This is a genomic window from Marinobacter sp. LV10R510-11A (assembly GCF_900215155.1).
In the GTDB taxonomy this organism is placed as follows: Bacteria; Pseudomonadota; Gammaproteobacteria; order Pseudomonadales; family Oleiphilaceae; genus Marinobacter.
On the sequence record NZ_LT907980.1, the window covers coordinates 120,887 to 136,093 of the forward strand.

Sequence of the window (15,207 nt, forward strand, 5' to 3'; positions counted from 1 at the left end):
GGGTGATGGATCGCTAGATACGAAAAAGGCAGCCTGCGGGCTGCCTTTTGTGTTTTGAAGCCACTCCCAGGCTTGATGACTATTGAGTACAAAGCGCACACGTTGTGCTACGATTTGAGCGATGAAGCCAATAACATGGAATTTAGAGAAGAACAGGCTCCTCCAAGCTGAGAGAAATGTCGCTTTCGAGGACGTCGTTTACCACATCATGGCCGGGGGTATTCTGGATACGTTCGAGCATCCGAATCAGGAGCGTTATCCAGGCCAGCAAATTCATGTTGTTGAGATTGAGGGGTATGCCTACCTCGTCCCCTTCCTGGAGTCAGAAGATGAAGTTTTTTTGAAAACCGTTATTCCGAGCAGAAAAGCGACCAAAACTTACTTGGGAGGTCCGAAATGAGTAGGCTAGATCAGGAAGAGCGTGAACTGCTAGAAGCGTTTGAAACCGGAGAGCTCAAGCGAGCTCCGCATGCTGAAAATATACAGCAGCGGCATCAAAAATACGCTGAGGCGATGTTCAAAAAAGATGCGCGAATTAATATACGGCTTTCTTCTAAAGACCTGCGTGGTCTTCAGAAAAAGGCGTTAGCAGAAGGTATCCCCTACCAGACACTGGTTACCAGCATCCTCCATAAGTATGTCGAGGGTCGGCTGCACGAAGAAAGATAGCCGAGTTTTCAATATCCGCCTTTGCCCTGCTAGCGCCGACAAAGCTTCTTCCGCAACGGCCAAACCATCGCTTTGCGCGGGAGCACATAAAGCAATAGGCCTGAACGCGGCAAGGCACTCGTAACCAGGACGGCGAACTGAGTTGTAGAGTAGTCTGTTAGATTCGTTAGCAGCCTTCATTCCCCGCTCCTTATAGTAAATGGTCTCAGCAATCGCCGTTTCCAACGAATCAGCCGCGTAATAGACTCCAAAATCACCGTTGGTGAATCGGCTTCTGAAACCCCGGTGCGTGAATGCCGCCATCACCGGGCTGGAGCCGGGGCCCACTAGGCGGTCCCCCGAGGCGACAAGCTGCAAATCCCCAGCCTCATCGAGCAGGCGGTCATTGGTCATGGCTTCTATCTCAAAAGCGATGGCCAGCTCTTCGGGGGTTTCGTAGACACGTTCGAAGAGGTCGATCGGAGGGTAGTGGCTGGGTATGATGCGATGTGCCTTCCAGTCTGGAAGAACCAGAACGGGGGGTGGGCCTCACGCCCAGCCCCGTTTTGCATCGAAATAGCGCCGGGCTTGCATCAGATGCTTCATGGAGCCTCGTGCCATAAATTCTAGTGCGGATGTCCCTGAAAAAGGCAGTTCACTCATAGTCAGTCGAACCCGGCGATTGGCGCGTTCAGCGGACGGGTTAGCGAGTGGCATTAAAATCGTCATTTCGCTGAAATCTGATTAGATCAGTGGGTTAGAACGTTTCTGCGCCCGAATGCTCATTTTTATGTTATTAATCAGTTAGTTGTATTATTTTTTTCTTGATTTTCGGCGAATTTCGAGTATCGTCTTCTAAGGAAGCGCTGATTCATTCGGCTTTAGCATCCCTTCCGAAACATTAAACAGGTCTTTATGTTACGACGAGGTCCGCACTGAAAAGCGATTCAGCGGAGAATTGGGTGTTAATCAGACCATCCTAAAAGCTTCCTTTGGGTAATTGCTATGCGCCTAACCCGAGCAGAGGAAAATGAGTTCAATGGCCGGTTGAGCTTAGCACTAGCCGAATATGCCGAAATGGTCAGCCGGTGGGAAAAACCGAGCGCAGATCACTTGATCGTCAAGCATGACCTGCGTAAGTCCAAAAAATTGATCACATCAAAACGTTTTCAAAACATTGTTTACAAGACGCCAAGCTTACGTTCCTACTTTTCTTTGATCAAAGAGCGGAATCGTGCGATTGAACGGGACCTAGCCAAAGGGGCCGACATCTCTTCAATTCTCAAAAACTATTCGATTTCTGAGTACCAGCTTAAAAGCCTCATCCGAAATTCCGCGCACTCTCCGTTGGATGAGTCATCCAAAAAGCACACGGACGACGTTTGCCGAATGTATAACGGCCAGATAAGTGTGAAATTGATCTCGGAAACGCTCAACATTTGTACGCACACGGTAAGCAAGATTCTCAAGATCAACAGCATTGATCGCAGAAGCCAATTACAGACGTCGGTCCGCTACTCGGGTATGAATGCAGATTACTTCCGTAAGATCGACTGCCCGGAGAAGGCTTGGGTGCTTGGTTTTATCTTTGCCGATGGGTCGATCAATCAGTTGCGAGATGTCCAGATATCACAAAGCATTGAGCACAGCCATGTATTACAGATCATTGCGGATCAATTGAATTACCCGGGCGCCTTCACGCTTGCATCCAAGTCGCACACACCCAAAAAGCAGGCGATTCTCTGTCTGAGTCGGAGGAAAATGGCTGAAGACTTATTGAAACTTGGGATGACTGAGCAAAAGGACGCCGATCTGCGATTTCCGTTTTCGAAAATGAGTCCGGATCTTTACTGGTCGTTTCTTTCAGGTTTTTATAATGGGGATGGTGGTCTAACGCTTGGTGTGAAGAGAAACTCGTTGGTGCAAAACGGATCACCAGGATGGAATGTGACGCTAGGTTGGCAAATAACGTCAACAATGAAAATGTGTGAGGATATAGCCGCTTTTTTGCGCAGTGAAATAAAAGGCATTGTGCACGATATTCGAAAGGAGGGTTCTAAGAATGCTTGGCGAGTCAGCATAACGAGTAGCAGGAGGCATATCCTTGAGGTTGTCCAAAAGCTAGATAGCCATGGTTTCGGAATCCAGATATCTGACAAACATGATAAAGCCGTTTTTTTTCAGCGAAGAAAAAGGCGGAACGAAGCCTTCAGAGCGGTCTTATACCACCCAGAGGCAAACTTATTTAAGGGCCATCTCTCAGGTCGTGTTGAAGCTCTAAGGGCCGAGGGTAAAAAGCTTGTGGAGATCGCAAGTTCACTCTCCACCGACCGATCCTACCTAAGAAACCTATATAATGGGGAAAGATTTCCGCGCACCCAAAAGGTGATCGACCGTTTCACTCAAGCGCTCTCTATCTCAGAGCATGATTTTGTCGATTGGAGTTTGCTCTCGGCTTTACGGGTGGTCGATGCGCCGTGGAAGCTGAAGGATGAATCATACACATACCATGGTAGGGCGGTAGGCTGTTTTGGCGAGGTCTTGGAGTTTTTCGAGACTAAACAATAGCGCAGAGACGATTTTGATGCTGGTGATTTGTGAAGGTCCTCGAAAGTGAGAGTACAAAAAACGAGGCGGCCCCGGCACGGCAGCCGGTTACCGGCGGGATAATCAACGTCCGAGGGTTCAACTGCTGCTGAAGGCCACCCATCAGCCAGATGAGCCGATATTCCGACAGGTAGGCGGTCTTGTTCGAGTCGTTCGTTACCTCGGCGCAAACCGTCTGTGTACGTCGCTGCCTGCGGTGGGTTCCGATGAACATGGGCGTCGCGCAATGGAAAGCGGCCAGTGTTTGTGAGGCAGGGGCAGCTACTTTGACAGACGCCGGTCGACCGCCGTTATACGATAAAGCGCTCTTAGAGCATTTGGCCGGCATCTTTGATTGCTGGCGTTGAGGGTGTCTCAAGTGACAATGCCGTGCTCCAGTCGACCAATCAAAGTCCTGACCTGCTCTATACCGGTTTCACTGGACAGCATATCATTTGGGGTTTGATACCCCAGCCCCCTGACGGGCGTTGACAGCCAGCGCTCGGCGGCTTCCACGTCCCCTTCAAAAAACTCGACGGATTCTGCGAGGGCTTTGTGACGTAAGCTGCGCAGGTAGGCAGCGTTTCTATCCATGTTCGTCATGTTTGATCCTTCATTGCGAGAAGAAAGTGACCAGAACGTGCAGTTAATCATTGGTAGTATTGCACACGGTTAGAGCGATGCCGAATCCCTGATATGGACCGTTCGATTAAGCTGAAGATTCTGGTGATTGCGTACGCATCTTTTAGCGCCTGGCTATTCCACTGGGCCGCAGAAAATCCACAACAGATCAGGTCAATCCGGAAGTGGGAACGGACTCAATGATTCAAAACGCGATCCGCGCCAGCGAGATCGAAGGCGAGTTTCTGAATGTGGGCTCTGTGCGGTCTTCAATGGCTCGCCTGGTTTCTCAATATCCTGGAAGAAGCCCTGCAGCAGGCACTTGCCCTGGTAGATCGGGTGCTACACCCGCTGACCGGCGGAAATCAATGAGGTTTGGACCTAAGACCTTTGTATACCTTTGTATAAGTGTCGTTAAAGTTCGTCAAAAGAATCACATTTTTAAGCCCAGTGGAGTAAGATTGCCCCCGCGCTAGACACACGATGTCCCGTCAACGAAGCCCAAATCCAGCTCCACAATGAGTGATTATGGAAACCGCAAGTTTTACCGGTCTGATTGCCATAATTTTTGCTTTTGCTGCGCTGGTCGTTTTGCGACCAATCGCCCGCAGATTCCGTTTGGTCGACCTGCCTGATTACTGAAAAGTCCACAGCGGGGCTGTCCCGCTCATCGGAGGCTTAAGTGCTTTTTCTGGCCTTTTGGCCGCGTGGCTGATCTCCATGCCGCTGGTTGAAGGCTTCGGGATTTATCTGTTTTGCGCTTTGATGCTGGTTATTCTTGGCGCTATTGATGACGCCAGAGACATACCGGCAAAGTTCCGTCTGTGGGCCCAGGTTGCACTCGGTGCTTTGCTGTCTTACGGCTCTGGTATCTATCTGACGACGTTTGGAAATTTATTGGGTTTCGGCGTTATCGAGCTTGGGTGGCTTGGCGCCTCGGTAACCATTGCTGCGGTTATCGGTGCAACGAATGCCTATAACATGATGGATGGTATTGACGGCCTGGCAGGAACCATGAGCCTGGTTACGTTGACTGCGCTGGCAATACTGTTTGCTGTCGCACCCGGATTCAATCTGGAGCTGGTTCTGGCCGTCACCATTGCTATGGCGCTGTTGCCATTCATGGCGGCTAATCTTCAGTTGGGTCCCTTCCGAAAAAAGATCTTTTTGGGCGATGCAGGCTCCATGTTTATTGGTTTCTCTGTTGTGTGGTTGCTGGTAAATGGCGCCCAGACAGAGAGTGGGGCTTTTCGCCCTGTAGCCGCGCTTTGGGTCTGTGCGGTGCCGTTAATGGACATGGTTGCGATCATGATTCGGCGCGCCCGCAAAGGTGAATCCGTGATGAAACCGGACCGGGATCATTTGCATCATATATTTCTTCGAGCTGGCTTCTCGGACCGGCAGGCACTGACGGTCATTACACTGTTGGCCGTTATTTGCGCGGTGATTGGAATCGGTGGTGAAATGCTGCTGATACCCGAGTGGTTTATGTTTGGACTGTTTATGGCGGTATTCCTTGCCTATAACTGGGCTATCAGCCACGTGTGGCGGTTGGTGGTGTTCTTCCGAAAAAACCCTGAGATTGTGGATCAAAACTAGTGCATAGCTAACTCACTGGCTCCAAGGATAGGGTGTCTGTTTTGAGTCAAATTTTTGTCTGACGCGATCAGGTGTAGGTCGGATTAGCCGCAGGCGTAATCCGACACCCTCTAGCCTGCCGGTTGTGAGGCTCGCCCACGGGTAGGGTACCTTTTCTTTGGAAAAAGAACCCGCTTCGCTCAGACACCTTTTCTGGCAGAAAAGGTACCCCCACCCCCTGTCCGTTCGGACTTTTGAGAGCCCCTTACCTCAACTTCCTCGCTTGTTCGCTGAATCCCTCAAGAATGGGCTGACTGATTTGAAGCGCTATTGTTTGTGCTTAAGGAGGAAATCGACCCCGACCGCTTTTCGATACACCGCCTGGCCCATTATTGCCTGGATTTGTCGGAACTCTGTGAGACCAGTCGGGTGGTGCCAGTGGTGACTGCCATGAGTACCTGAGATTCCACTACATTCGCTGTGCCTTGCAGGAATTGAATGCCGAGGACTACTGGGAAAGCAGCAATTTGATCGCCCGGCTGTGTCTGAACCTGATGAAATGGAAAGTAAAACGGGGACGGATTTATAAATCTGTCCCCACGGAATAAGGTCCTGAACGGCTAATCGCCCAGCTCAAACTGCAAAGCAACCTCGAAGTCTTGTCCGCCGTAAAAAACGCCCAAGATGGAAACATGCTTGTCATCCACAGCAAATGCAATTACGGCCCGCTTGCGGTAGTTTGTGATTCGCAGTCCGGGTCGTATGTCGTCACGTTGGTTTCCTCGATGTGGAAACGTCTGTAGCTCTTCACAGTGGGTCACGATGGCGTCTGTGTAGCGTTTAGCAATTTCCGGTGAAGCCTTCGTGGCAATATAGCGATAGAGCACCGCCAGCTGTTCCATCGCTTCCGGTGTAAACTCAATGGTGTACGCCATTACGCTTGTGAAGTGTAGTTCTGGTGTTCTGCTGATAACCGGGCGCGCACCTGGTCGACATTGAGCGCGCGCTTTGGGTCAGTCTTCAATGCATCGTAAGCAGGGGCTACCTGACCGACGAGCCAGTTCTCCAAGGCACGGTCACGGGCCAGTAGCGCCCGCAAGCCATCGCGAATCACTTCGCTTTCAGTGGCGTATTCGCCAGCGGCAACCTTGGCTTTTACTACGTCGGCCATTTGGTTGGGTAGAGTAATGCTGAATTGTTGAGTGCTACGCATGACGGGCCTCCCGCATAAGATAGGATTTAATCCTACTCCATCCTGCGGAGATAATCACGGTTGCAAAAGCAGGGACAGACTTTAAGTCTGTCCCTTGCCTCCGCCAATTGGCAACAAGGACGTTGTTATGATCAATATTTCCCACCACGGCGCCGTTTCTGGCTCCTGCCACGAGCTGAGCATTATCCCTTCTAACCGATCGTATCCCTCCTCCGGTATTCTAATTGACTGCGGCTTGTTTCAGGGCGCAGACCCACTAACCACAAAACCTTGATTGTGGGCTTGCCGGCGTTTGCCTTGAGCCACTTGGAAGAGGCGGTGCGTAGCCATAGGGTCAAACGCTTATTGTTGGCGGTTGATGCGGATATGGATGTCAATCGTCGCGAGTTGCTGACACAGCTTGAAAAGCTGAATCTTCCGGTGCAAACGGTGCCGTCGTTCAGCGAAGTGATTGCCGGCCAGGCTCGCATTAATGACATTCGCGATCTTGAGATTGAGGATCTGCTGGGCCGCGATCCGGTGCGGCCAGACAACGCCCAGGTGGCGTCGTCGCTGTTTGGCCGTGCGGTGATGGTGACCGGCGCCGGTGGTTCGATTGGTTCGGAATTGTGCCGGCAGATTATTCGCCACCAGCCCAAGTGCCTGGTGTTGTTTGAGCAGTCTGAGTTTGCCTTGTACGCGATTGAGCGCGAGCTTCAGCAGATTAATCTGGTGGAAGGCTTGAATGTGTGCGTTCACCCATTGTTGGGCAGTGTGGTGCACCGCCGCCGCTGTGAAGCGGTAAGGCCCACCAATGTGATGGGCGCCAGTAAACGTATGGCGGAGTTGGTGTTCAGTGGCCTGCGCCCTGGTGAGAAACTGTTTGAGGAGTTGTTGATTGGTGATGATCCACAAGGCACTGCGCACCCGCGCATTATGATGGCGCAGGAAGTATCTATGGCTTGGGAGGATTTGGAAGCAGTATTGAGTAAGCTTACCCGGGCTAGCCAGGAATTTGATTGTAGCCAGATTGTTGAAACGCTTAAAAGTGCGCCGACGGGGTTTACGCCGAATAGTAATGTGGCTGATTTGGTTTGGTGCAATGGGGGTAGTGATTTGACGGTTGCGAATGAGGGGGCGGGGAAGGTGCATCGGTTGCCTGTTTGATTGAAGTTCGGAGGTGCTTGCCCAACCCCCTCTCCCCCGGCCCCTCTCCCGCGAGGGGCGAGGGGAGCTACACACCCGAGGCCTGAGAGTGCTTTAGCTGGTCTCGCCATCGCAGTAAAAGCCCCTCACCCCTTGCGGGAGAGGGGTTGGGGCGGTCCGACGCTTCGGGAGGGGGGTATTAGAATCTACAACAAGGATGTTTGAATATGATCTCTATCTCCCACCACGGCGCCACCACCGGCGCCACTGGCTCCTGCCACGAATTGAGTATTACCTCGCTTGGCCGGTTGCACCCTTCCGCTGGCATTCTGATTGACTGTGGCCTGTTTCAGGGCGCAGACGCCGCTAGCAGGCTCGCACGGGGACAGATTTCTAAATCTGTCCCCGAGAACATCCAGTCCCACCTACTGAAAATCCTGAGCGTGGTATGGTAAAGTTTGCTGAGTCAGGAGGACGCATGGCAACGAATCACCACGACACCGGTTACAAGGAATTGTTCAGCCACCCGGAATTTGTACAACAGTTAGTTGAGGGGTTTGCTCCCTCTGAAATTGCCGGCCTAATGGATTTCAATACGCTCAAGAACCATAGTGGTAATTATATTACGCCGCTGTTCGAGGAGAAGTTCGAAGACGTCGTGTGGTCAGTGGAAGTGAACTGGGAAGGCATCACCCAACGGGTGTTCTTATACATCCTGCTGGAGTTTCAGTCCAAAGTAGACAGCACCATGCCACTGCGGCTGATGCACTACGTGGCCTGCTTTTACGATCACTTACTGAAAACCCGTGAAACAACGGCGCGACAGGGTTTGCCGCCTATCTTTCCAATGGTTCTGTACAACGGCTCAAAACGTTGGTCAGCCCGTCAGGACATTTACGAGATGGTACAGCCGGAGCCACCGGAGTTTTTGCGAGCGTACCAGCCACACCTTCGTTATTACCTGATTGACGAAGGGCGCTATACTGATGAAGAATTAATCAGCAAGCAAACGCCGTTAAGCGGCGTATTCGGAGTTGAGAACGCTGGTCATAGCTGGGAAGCCTTGCAGCAGGCGGTGGATCGAGTCGTTAAGATCATCGAAGCCGATCCAAGCAAGGAGCGAGTGGACAAAATCATTACCCGCTGGATTAAACGCCACTTGAGTCGTCTAGGCGCGGAAGTGGGCTTGGAGCGATTGAATAGTTTGGTGGAGGACAGAGATATGTTGGCCGAGAATTTAGAGAATCTGGTGAAGAAGGAGCGGCTGGAAGGTCGTCAGGAAGGACGTCAGGAAGGACGTCAGGAAACCGCACGTAACCTGATCAACCGTACTGAAATGAATGACCAGATGATCGCAGAGATTGCTGGTTTGACGATTGATGAGGTCAGCCAGTTGCGCTCAGCGATCAAGCACTGACCGAAACTCAATGTGAGTTACGAACATGACAAGGGCAGCTAACGGGTTGCCCTTGCTGTATCTATAATCCAATTGCACGACAGAGCTTGCTTAAGTCATGGACAGGAACTCGTTCTGTGAAACTACCGGAGAAGTATCGCCTGTTGGACAGCACTCACGTCAGAGTGGTGCTTACGGTAAACGACGAACGCCTTATGGGTGAGCCCGAGGTAAAGCTGGATTTCAGCAACACAGAGATTAAAGCCTTCTCGGGAAGAGATGCGCTAGAACTTCAAAGGATAATGAGAGATGAGTGGTAAGTACCTGCTAGACACCAACGCCCTCATCTAAGCAAACTCAAGTTACCCAAAGGGCATTACGCGGTATCAGCCATCAAAATCCGCAGAGCAACCTCATTAAAACTCCCGGACAGCATTATCTCCGCAACAGCCATGGTTGGGGGATACGTATTGGTGACGAATGACGAAAAGCTCCACTGATTGACTGTGGCTTGTTTCAGGGGGCAGACCCACTAATCACAACACCTTGATTGGTGATGACCCTCAGGGCACCTCGCACCCGCGCATTATGATGGCGCGGGAGGTGTATCGGTTGCCTATTTGATGAAAGTTCGGAGGTGCTTGCCCAACCCCCTCTCCCCCGGCCCCTCTCCCGCGAGGGGCGAGGGGAGCTACACACCCGAGGCCTGAGAGTGCTTTAGCTGGTCTCGCCATCGCAGTAAAAGCCCCTCACCCCTTGCGGGAGAGGGGTTGGGGCGGTCCGACGCTTCGGGAGGGGGTGGTATTAAAATCTACAACAAGGACTGTTGTTCATGATAAACATAACCCACCACGGCGCCACCACCGGCGTTACTGGCTCCTGCCACGAATTGAGTATTACCTCGCCTGGCCGGTTGCACCCTTCCGCTGGTATTCTGATTGACTGTGGCCTGTTTCAGGGCGCAGACGCCGCTAGCAGGCTCGCACGGGGACAGATTTCTAAATCTGTCCCCGAGAACATCCCGTTCCACCTACTGAAAATCCTGAGCGTGGTATGGTAAAGTTTGCTGAGTCAGGAGGACGCATGGCAACGAATCACCACGACACCGGTTACAAGGAATTGTTTAGCCACCCGGAGTTTGTTCAGCAGTTGATCGAAGGGTTTGCCCCGTTCGAGATTGCGGATCTGATGGACTTCAGTACACTCAAGAATCACAGCGGCAATTACATCACGCCGCTGTTCGAGGAAAAGTTCGAAGACGTCGTGTGGTCTGTTGAGATCACTTGGGAAGGCGTGCCTCAGCAGGTGTATTTGTATATTCTGCTGGAGTTTCAATCCCGGGTTGATCGCACTATGCCAATCCGGTTGATGCACTATGTGGCCTGTTTTTACGACCACCTGCTGAAGAACAGGGTGACAACACCAAAAGGTGGGTTGCCGCCAGTATTCCCTATCGTGCTTTACAATGGTTCGCAGCGCTGGACCGCAGAGCAGGATGTTTACGAGATGGTGCAGCCGGAACCTCCTGCTTTCTTGCGTGTCTATCAACCACACTTGCGGTATTACCTGGTAGACGAGGGGCGTTATACTGATGAGGAATTAGGCTTACGCCAAACACCGTTGAGTGGGGTCTTTGGTGTCGAGAACGCTGGCCACAGCTGGGAAGCTTTGCAGCAGGCTGTGGATCGGGTTGTGGCGATCATACAGTCGGATCGGAACAAAGATCGTACCGACAGAATCATTACTCGTTGGCTCAAACGCCATTTGCAGCGACTTGGTGCTGAAGTACACCTGGATCAGCTCAACAGTTTGGTGGAGGACAGAGATATGTTGGCAGAAAATTTGGAGAACTTGGTTAAGAAAGAACGGCTTGAGGGGCGTCAGGAGGGGCGTCAGGAGGGCCGTCAGGAGAGCGATTGGCGCGCATTAGAAGAAAAGCGTAAAACCGTTCGTCATCTTCTTTCATTTGGCGTGCTCAGTAACGATCAGATTGCAGTAGCGACGGGGTTATCGGTTGACGAGATCGTCAAGCTGCGAATTGAAGACAAGCATTAATAGAAGAAAAGCAGGGACAGATTTGAAATCTGTCCCAAGGAGGAAACTAAAGTAAAGCGGGGACAGATTTATAAATCTGTCCCCAGGGAGTAAAGCCAGCACCAAAGTGGGGACAGACTTTAAGTCTGTCCCCGGCCGGCTCTTGAAACCGGCAACAAGGAATTGTTCAGCCACCCGGAGTTTGTTCAGCAGTTGATCGAAGGGTTTGCCCCGTTCGATGCGCCAGACACCGTTGAGTGGGGTCTTTGGCGTCGAGAATGCCGGCCACAGCTGGGAAGCTTTGCAGCAGGCTGTGGATCGGGTTGTGGCGATCATACAGTCGGACCCGAACAACGATCGTACCGACAGAATCATTACTCGCTGGCTCAAACGCCATTTGCAGCGACTTGGGGCTGAAGTACACCTGGATCAGCTCAACAGTTTGGTGGAGGACAGAGATATGTTGGCAGAGAACTTAGAGAATTTGGTTAAGAAAGAGCGATTTGAAGGTATGCTGGCAGGCCGTCAAGAAGGTGAACACATGAAGGCTGAACAAATCGCCCGTAACCTGATTGCGATGGGTCTGCTGACCGATGCCCAAATTGCGACAGCTTCTGGCTTGTCCGATAATGAGGTCAAGGTACTTCGTGAAGAGCAGAAACACTGATAACTCTGCCTGAAATTGATTATTCATGGACTTATGGACTTATGGACTTATTCATAGACAGGCACTCGTTCTTGCTCGTTCTTGTTCCGCAATTTGGGGCAGAGACGAGCCCCGATCATTGTCGCCGGTAACGAGGAATGGGTCGTCAGGGTAGGGTGCTAAGCCGCTCGTCGGCGTTCTTTGCGGTAGTCGCCCGAATAGGGTTAAGGTCTACGTAGGCCATGCACGTCAGTACGGCCTCTTCGGTGTCTAGCGGGTAGGATTTGAATCGGCTTTCCCAGAAGTGACCCGTGCACTGACCTTCTCGGTTGGCCTGGCGCGCGATGGGTTCGTTCAGGCATTTCATAAACCAGCTTAAATCCCCAAGCCTAGCCCTGTAGGTTTCAGCATAACGCGCCACCACTCGCAACTCGGCATCGCACAGGTCTTGCCCATCCATATACTACTGTTAGTTCATGGACAGGCACTCCTCCTTTCCGTTTCCACTCTTTTCCCTTCCCCCCGACTGCGCATAATTCGGCGTTATGGCAAAGCGGGTCTGATGACAACCATATTCCAGGTCTGCAAGGTCTGTAGTGGTGCATCAGGGGAGGGGTGTTGGGTTCCTGTGGTAAACTTCAGGCATCGAGATAGGAGGACGCATGGCAACGAATCACCACGACACCGGTTACAAGGAATTGTTCAGCCACCCGGAGTTTGTTCAGCAGTTGATCGAAGGATTCGCCCCGTTCGAGATCGCGGATCTGATGGACTTCAGTACACTCAAGAATCACAGCGGCAATTACATTACGCCGCTGTTTGAGGAAAAGTTCGAAGACGTGGTGTGGTCTGTTGAGATCACTTGGGAAGGCGTGCCTCAGCAGGTGTATTTGTATATTCTGCTGGAGTTCCAGTCCCGTGTAGATCGAACCATGCCGATCAGAATGATGCACTACGTGGCTTGTTTTTATGACCACTTACTGAAAACCAGAGTAACAACACCCGGTGGTGGGTTGCCTCCCGTATTCCCCATCGTGCTGTACAATGGATCGCAACGCTGGAGTGCTGAACAGGATGTGTATGAGATGGTGCAGCCGGAACCTCCTGGCTTCCTGCGAGTCTATCAACCACATCTGCGATATTACTTAGTGGATGAAGGGCGTTATACTGACGAAGAGCTGGGCTTGCGCCAAACACCGTTGAGCGGCGTGTTCGGTGTCGAGAATGCGGGCCACAGTTGGGAAGCTTTGCAGCAAGCAGTCGATCGTGTGGTGGCGATCATACAGTCGGACCCGAACAAGGATCGTACCGACAGAATCATTACCCGCTGGCTCAAACGCCATTTGCAGCGACTTGGGGCTGAAGTACACCTGGATCAGCTCAACAGTTTGGTGGAGGACAGAGATATGTTGGCAGAGAACTTAGAGAATCTGGTTAAAAAAGAACGGCTTGAGGGCATGCTGGCAGGGCGCCAGGAAGGCCGTCTAGAAGGCCGTCAAGAAGGCCGTCAAGAAGGGCGCCAAGAAGGTGAACACGTGAAGGCTGAACAAATCGCCCGTAACCTGATTGCGATGGGTCTGCTGACCGATGCCCAAATTGCGACAGCTTCTGGCTTGTCCGATAATGAGGTCAAGGTACTTCGTGAAGAGCAGAAACACTGATAACTCTGCCTGAAATTGATTATTCATGGACTTATGGACTTATTCATTATTGATATAGCTATGGACAGGCACTCTCTTAGGCACTCTCTTTGGCTTCGAGCCCCTGACCCAGACTGATCTGGATCGCCTTCAGGCGTTGTCCGCAGACTCTGGGCGACACTCCGGACGCCATCGCGCTGCTTCCGCAGGCACTCCTTCCTCATGCATTCCTGTTCCCTCTAAAGAAAAACCTTAGCGTGGTATAATGGAATTTGTTGAATCAGGAGGATGCATGGCAACGAACCACCACGATACCGGTTACAAGGAATTGTTCAGTCACCCGGAATTCGTTCAGCAGCTGGTGGAAGGCTTCGCGCCAAACGAGATTGCGAGCCTGATGGATTTCAGCACGTTGAAGAACCATAGCGGCAATTACATCACACCGTTGTTTGAGGAAAAGTTCGAAGACGTGGTGTGGTCAGTGGAAGTGAACTGGGAAGGCATCACCCAACGGGTGTTCTTATACATCCTGCTGGAGTTTCAGTCCAAAGTAGACAGCACCATGCCACTGCGGCTGATGCACTACGTGGCCTGCTTTTACGATCACTTACTGAAAACCCGTGAAACAACGGCGCGACAGGGTTTGCCGCCTATCTTTCCAATGGTTCTGTACAACGGCTCAAAACGCTGGTCATAGCTGGGAAGCCTTGCAGCAGGCGGTGGATCGAGTCGTTAAGATCATCGAAGCCGATCCAAGCAAGGAGCGAGTGGACAAAATCATTACCCGCTGGATTAAACGCCACTTGAGTCGTCTAGGCGCGGAAGTGGGCTTGGAGCGGTTGAATAGTTTGGTGGAGGACAGAGATATGTTGGCCGAGAATTTAGAGAATCTGGTGAAGAAGGAGCGGCTGGAAGGACGTCAGGAAGGACGTCAGGAAACCGCACGTAACCTGATCAACCGTACTGAAATGAATGACCAGATGATCGCAGAGATTGCTGGTTTGACGATTGATGAGGTCAGCCAGTTGCGCTCAGCGATCAAGCACTGACCGAAACTCAATGTGAGTTACGAACATGACAAGGGCAGCTAACGGGTTGCCCTTGCTGTATCTATAATCCAATTGCACGACAGAGCTTGCTTAAGTCATGGGGTAAGTCATGGACAGGCACTCCTTCTTTTTTACGCCGCTGTTCGAGGAGAAGTTCGAAGACGTCGTGTGGTCTGTTTCTACGACCACCTGCTGAAGAACAAGGTGACAACACCAAAAGGTGGGTTGCCGCCAGTATTCCCTATCGTGCTTTACAATGGTTCGCAGCGCTGGACCGCAGAGCAGGCTGTGGATCGGGTTGTGGCGATCATACAGTCGGACCCGAACAAAGATCGTACCGACAGAATCATTACTCGTTGGCTCAAACGCCATTTGCAGCGACTCGGGGCTGAAGTACACCTGGATCAGCTCAACAGTTTGGTGGAGGACAGAGATATGTTGGCAGAAAATTTGGAGAACTTGGTTAAGAAAGAACGGCTTGAGGGGCGTCAGGAGGGGCGTCAGGAGGGCCGTCAGGAGAGCGATTGGCGCGCATTAGAAGAAAAGCGTAAAACCGTTCGTCATCTTCTTTCATTTGGCGTGCTCAGTAACGATCAGATTGCAGTAGCGACGGGGTTATCGGTTGACGAGATCGTCAAGCTGCGAATTGAAGACAAGCATTAATAGAAGAA

At 51.7% G+C, this 15,207-nt stretch carries 19 protein-coding genes and 2 pseudogenes; 16 read left to right on the plus strand and 5 right to left on the minus strand.

The features are described from left to right. Positions 1 to 121 precede the first annotated feature (121 nt). Both CPH80_RS00695 and CPH80_RS00700 read left to right on the plus strand, forming a co-directional pair. Positions 122 to 400, plus strand: a complete 279-nt coding sequence (locus CPH80_RS00695; RefSeq protein WP_096275158.1) for a DUF4258 domain-containing protein — start codon at positions 122 to 124, stop codon at positions 398 to 400. Then, entirely contained in the window at positions 397 to 669 is a 273-nt protein-coding gene (locus CPH80_RS00700; RefSeq protein WP_096275159.1) for an antitoxin, read from the plus strand. Before CPH80_RS00695 ends, CPH80_RS00700 begins: the two co-directional genes overlap by 4 nt. Here the strand turns inward: CPH80_RS00700 and CPH80_RS23230 are convergent. Continuing rightward, a complete protein-coding gene (locus CPH80_RS23230) occupies positions 586 to 1,062 on the minus strand; it encodes an RES family NAD+ phosphorylase (RefSeq protein ID WP_413772253.1) in 477 nt (158 codons plus the stop codon). The genes CPH80_RS00700 and CPH80_RS23230 overlap by 84 nt on opposite strands. Positions 1,063 to 1,653: 591 nt before the next feature. Between CPH80_RS23230 and CPH80_RS00715 the strand changes: the two genes are divergently transcribed. Continuing rightward, positions 1,654 to 3,216, plus strand: a complete 1,563-nt coding sequence (locus CPH80_RS00715; RefSeq protein ID WP_096275161.1) for a hypothetical protein — start codon at positions 1,654 to 1,656, stop codon at positions 3,214 to 3,216. 393 nt (positions 3,217 to 3,609) lie between these two features. On the opposite strand, the gene CPH80_RS00720 is transcribed toward CPH80_RS00715, so the two are convergent. After that, complete coding sequence (locus CPH80_RS00720) at positions 3,610 to 3,837, minus strand: MbcA/ParS/Xre antitoxin family protein (RefSeq protein WP_227520298.1); 228 nt, start codon at positions 3,835 to 3,837, stop codon at positions 3,610 to 3,612. Between the two features lie 267 nt (positions 3,838 to 4,104). Between CPH80_RS00720 and CPH80_RS22865 the strand changes: the two genes are divergently transcribed. Next, on the plus strand, positions 4,105 to 4,227 hold the full coding sequence (locus CPH80_RS22865) for a hypothetical protein (RefSeq protein WP_264754863.1): 123 nt from the start codon (positions 4,105 to 4,107) through the stop codon (positions 4,225 to 4,227). Positions 4,228 to 4,509: 282 nt separating this feature from the next. Beyond that, positions 4,510 to 5,454, plus strand: a pseudogene (locus CPH80_RS00730) (UDP-N-acetylglucosamine--undecaprenyl-phosphate N-acetylglucosaminephosphotransferase); the annotation flags it as partial. A gap of 599 nt (positions 5,455 to 6,053) precedes the next feature. Here CPH80_RS00730 and CPH80_RS00740 read toward each other — a convergent pair. Next, a complete protein-coding gene (locus CPH80_RS00740; RefSeq protein WP_096275163.1) occupies positions 6,054 to 6,368 on the minus strand; it encodes a type II toxin-antitoxin system RelE/ParE family toxin in 315 nt (104 codons plus the stop codon). Further along, positions 6,368 to 6,646 carry a type II toxin-antitoxin system ParD family antitoxin gene (locus tag CPH80_RS00745; RefSeq protein WP_096275164.1) on the minus strand — a complete coding sequence of 93 codons (279 nt, stop codon included), beginning with the start codon at positions 6,644 to 6,646 and terminating at the stop codon, positions 6,368 to 6,370. The genes CPH80_RS00740 and CPH80_RS00745 overlap by 1 nt, the downstream gene beginning before the upstream one ends. Before the next feature lie 252 nt (positions 6,647 to 6,898). On the opposite strand from CPH80_RS00745, the pseudogene CPH80_RS00750 reads away from it, so the two are divergent. The 7 genes and pseudogenes from CPH80_RS00750 to CPH80_RS00785 all read left to right on the plus strand — a co-directional run. Continuing rightward, a pseudogene (locus tag CPH80_RS00750) lies at positions 6,899 to 7,792 on the plus strand (polysaccharide biosynthesis protein); the annotation flags it as partial. A 206-nt stretch (positions 7,793 to 7,998) separates the two neighbouring features. Beyond that, on the plus strand, positions 7,999 to 8,226 hold the full coding sequence (locus CPH80_RS00755; RefSeq protein ID WP_096275166.1) for a hypothetical protein: 228 nt from the start codon (positions 7,999 to 8,001) through the stop codon (positions 8,224 to 8,226). Positions 8,227 to 8,249: 23 nt separating this feature from the next. Further along, entirely contained in the window at positions 8,250 to 9,188 is a 939-nt protein-coding gene (locus tag CPH80_RS00760; protein ID WP_096275167.1) for an Rpn family recombination-promoting nuclease/putative transposase, read from the plus strand. 116 nt (positions 9,189 to 9,304) lie between these two features. Beyond that, positions 9,305 to 9,487, plus strand: a complete 183-nt coding sequence (locus CPH80_RS00765; protein ID WP_101469853.1) for a hypothetical protein — start codon at positions 9,305 to 9,307, stop codon at positions 9,485 to 9,487. 512 nt (positions 9,488 to 9,999) lie between these two features. Then, on the plus strand, positions 10,000 to 10,227 hold the full coding sequence (locus CPH80_RS00775) for a hypothetical protein (protein ID WP_096275169.1): 228 nt from the start codon (positions 10,000 to 10,002) through the stop codon (positions 10,225 to 10,227). A 23-nt stretch (positions 10,228 to 10,250) separates the two neighbouring features. Continuing rightward, on the plus strand, positions 10,251 to 11,222 hold the full coding sequence (locus CPH80_RS00780) for an Rpn family recombination-promoting nuclease/putative transposase (RefSeq protein WP_096275170.1): 972 nt from the start codon (positions 10,251 to 10,253) through the stop codon (positions 11,220 to 11,222). 217 nt (positions 11,223 to 11,439) lie between these two features. Next, a complete protein-coding gene (locus CPH80_RS00785; protein ID WP_096275171.1) occupies positions 11,440 to 11,868 on the plus strand; it encodes a hypothetical protein in 429 nt (142 codons plus the stop codon). Between the two features lie 145 nt (positions 11,869 to 12,013). On the opposite strand, the gene CPH80_RS00790 is transcribed toward CPH80_RS00785, so the two are convergent. Then, a complete protein-coding gene (locus CPH80_RS00790) occupies positions 12,014 to 12,307 on the minus strand; it encodes a hypothetical protein (protein WP_227520300.1) in 294 nt (97 codons plus the stop codon). A gap of 202 nt (positions 12,308 to 12,509) precedes the next feature. Between CPH80_RS00790 and CPH80_RS00795 the strand changes: the two genes are divergently transcribed. From CPH80_RS00795 to CPH80_RS00805, 4 genes are all read left to right on the plus strand, one after another. Further along, the gene (locus CPH80_RS00795) at positions 12,510 to 13,508 is read left to right on the plus strand and encodes an Rpn family recombination-promoting nuclease/putative transposase (RefSeq protein WP_096275172.1); all 999 of its coding nucleotides are present in this window, start codon (positions 12,510 to 12,512) and stop codon (positions 13,506 to 13,508) included. A 271-nt stretch (positions 13,509 to 13,779) separates the two neighbouring features. Then, positions 13,780 to 14,184: an Rpn family recombination-promoting nuclease/putative transposase gene (locus CPH80_RS22135; RefSeq protein ID WP_227520301.1), complete on the plus strand. Its 405-nt coding sequence runs from the start codon at positions 13,780 to 13,782 to the stop codon at positions 14,182 to 14,184. Positions 14,185 to 14,206: 22 nt separating this feature from the next. After that, positions 14,207 to 14,536, plus strand: coding sequence for a hypothetical protein (locus tag CPH80_RS22140; RefSeq protein ID WP_227520302.1), 330 nt, complete (start codon positions 14,207 to 14,209; stop codon positions 14,534 to 14,536). 300 nt (positions 14,537 to 14,836) lie between these two features. Then, a complete protein-coding gene (locus CPH80_RS00805; protein WP_172898633.1) occupies positions 14,837 to 15,199 on the plus strand; it encodes a hypothetical protein in 363 nt (120 codons plus the stop codon). Positions 15,200 to 15,207 lie beyond the last annotated feature (8 nt).

Coding starts and splice junctions, on each gene's coding strand:
- CPH80_RS00695 (WP_096275158.1), top strand. CDS start 122: ATGAAGCCAATAACATGGAATTTAGAGAAGAACAGGCTCCTCCAAGCT.
- CPH80_RS00700 (WP_096275159.1), top strand. CDS start 397: ATGAGTAGGCTAGATCAGGAAGAGCGTGAACTGCTAGAAGCGTTTGAA.
- CPH80_RS23230 (WP_413772253.1), bottom strand. CDS start 1,062: ATGACCAATGACCGCCTGCTCGATGAGGCTGGGGATTTGCAGCTTGTC.
- CPH80_RS00715 (WP_096275161.1), top strand. CDS start 1,654: ATGCGCCTAACCCGAGCAGAGGAAAATGAGTTCAATGGCCGGTTGAGC.
- CPH80_RS00720 (WP_227520298.1), bottom strand. CDS start 3,837: ATGACGAACATGGATAGAAACGCTGCCTACCTGCGCAGCTTACGTCAC.
- CPH80_RS22865 (WP_264754863.1), top strand. CDS start 4,105: ATGTGGGCTCTGTGCGGTCTTCAATGGCTCGCCTGGTTTCTCAATATC.
- CPH80_RS00740 (WP_096275163.1), bottom strand. CDS start 6,368: ATGGCGTACACCATTGAGTTTACACCGGAAGCGATGGAACAGCTGGCG.
- CPH80_RS00745 (WP_096275164.1), bottom strand. CDS start 6,646: ATGCGTAGCACTCAACAATTCAGCATTACTCTACCCAACCAAATGGCC.
- CPH80_RS00755 (WP_096275166.1), top strand. CDS start 7,999: ATGATCTCTATCTCCCACCACGGCGCCACCACCGGCGCCACTGGCTCC.
- CPH80_RS00760 (WP_096275167.1), top strand. CDS start 8,250: ATGGCAACGAATCACCACGACACCGGTTACAAGGAATTGTTCAGCCAC.
- CPH80_RS00775 (WP_096275169.1), top strand. CDS start 10,000: ATGATAAACATAACCCACCACGGCGCCACCACCGGCGTTACTGGCTCC.
- CPH80_RS00780 (WP_096275170.1), top strand. CDS start 10,251: ATGGCAACGAATCACCACGACACCGGTTACAAGGAATTGTTTAGCCAC.
- CPH80_RS00785 (WP_096275171.1), top strand. CDS start 11,440: ATGCGCCAGACACCGTTGAGTGGGGTCTTTGGCGTCGAGAATGCCGGC.
- CPH80_RS00790 (WP_227520300.1), bottom strand. CDS start 12,307: ATGGATGGGCAAGACCTGTGCGATGCCGAGTTGCGAGTGGTGGCGCGT.
- CPH80_RS00795 (WP_096275172.1), top strand. CDS start 12,510: ATGGCAACGAATCACCACGACACCGGTTACAAGGAATTGTTCAGCCAC.
- CPH80_RS22135 (WP_227520301.1), top strand. CDS start 13,780: ATGGCAACGAACCACCACGATACCGGTTACAAGGAATTGTTCAGTCAC.